Origin of the sequence: Mesorhizobium sp. M7A.F.Ca.AU.001.01.1.1, assembly GCF_004022735.1 — a bacterium.
Taxonomy (GTDB): Bacteria; Pseudomonadota; Alphaproteobacteria; order Rhizobiales; family Rhizobiaceae; genus Mesorhizobium; species Mesorhizobium ciceri.
The window spans coordinates 1-1,245 of sequence record NZ_RZPF01001116.1 but is presented as its reverse complement, the minus strand read 5'-3'; the positions used below and the strand labels follow the sequence as shown (position 1 = coordinate 1,245).

General features: G+C 58.7%; 2 protein-coding genes. Both read right to left on the bottom strand.

Annotation, left to right across the window (positions count from 1 at the left end):
* Positions 1-40: 40 nt before the first annotated feature.
* Entirely contained in the window at positions 41-349 is a 309-nt protein-coding gene (locus EN884_RS36345) for a putative metal-binding protein (RefSeq protein WP_245492055.1), read from the bottom strand.
* A 10-nt stretch (positions 350-359) separates the two neighbouring features.
* A complete protein-coding gene (locus tag EN884_RS36340) occupies positions 360-656 on the bottom strand; it encodes a DUF2604 domain-containing protein (protein ID WP_024505654.1) in 297 nt (98 codons plus the stop codon).
* Between the last annotated feature and the right edge of the window lie 589 nt (positions 657-1,245).

The following is a 1,245-nucleotide window of genomic DNA, read 5'->3' as shown; positions in this document are numbered from 1 at the left end:
AGACAGGCACGGCGTTCTGCTGGATGAGCGCTCCTATCATCTACGGCGGCGTTCCGGGCAGCGGCGGACGTCTAAGCATTTTCAGGTATAGATCTTTCCGGGCAATCGGATGACGCGTAAACGGATCGACGAAGACCACGGACGGTGGTCTTAAGTCGTAGTCGGTGAAGTCGACCTCGCTCGCTGCGCTGACCACCCGTGGCTTTAACTTGGGGCTGGCGAAAATGAAGAAAGCGCGCGGAAAGGTCGCCTCGATCAAGAAGCAGCCCTGAGCCCGATAGACATCAGCATATGGCCGGAACCGGCCGATCTCCCGATCAAACTTCGCTCGGGAGACCTCCGGATCCACACTTTGGTGTTTAGGCACCTGCGACGCCCGCCTTCAGGCTGAGGAACAGGGTCACAGTATTCGGGAAACCGAAGTCGCCAAGCTTCTTGTCGACATCGAGCAAGTTGCCGGCCTCATCCTTGAATTCCCAATTCTCGGCTGGTTGGGCGACATTCTGCGTGTTCTCAAGGGCTTTGGTACGAATGACGTGAAGCGGCTGGTTGGGATTGGCTTCGACCTGCGTGGGCTGGCCGTTCACCACCACCGTGATCTCGATCTTGCCCGGTCCGCCGCCGTGATTATCGCCCTTACCCGAATCCTTCGACATTGTCCTACTCCTGTGGCTTGCCAACCGCCCCACGCCCTGGCGCCCACCTGCGAGTGAGACCGGCGGTCTTCAATCGTTCACCCGGCGCCACGGCCGCGAGTACGCGAAAGACAGGGGATAAGCTACCGAATCGGTGCTTGCCTTCTTTTATGGGTGACTTGAGCCGCAAGTAAATGGTCTCAAATTGCTCCTCACAACTATAATCGATTAGAGCAATGCAAAAATATTGGCGACACGCCTATTCATCTGCTCTCTCACTCGCCTGCTCCGTGCTTGGCAAGGGGAGCTTTGACTGCGTCACGCGTCCCCCAAGCAGCCGATTGCGCCGGCAGCGCCGTAGGAACCGTCGTTCAGAGTCTTCACCACTCAAGCAGCCGCATGGATGCAGCCGACGCTCGTCTCCACAAACAGCGCAAGTGGTGCCTTGTTGGATAAGGTCGCCTCGTCCCTGGTGCAGCATCTGTCGGAACGGGTCCGCTGCGAGACCATGCCTCATCATCGCGCATGCGCAGCAGCCGGCGGTCGATGCTCGTAAGGCGTTCTGCTCATTTCGTGGCGAAGGCGCTGCTCGACTCGCGGACATATGCGG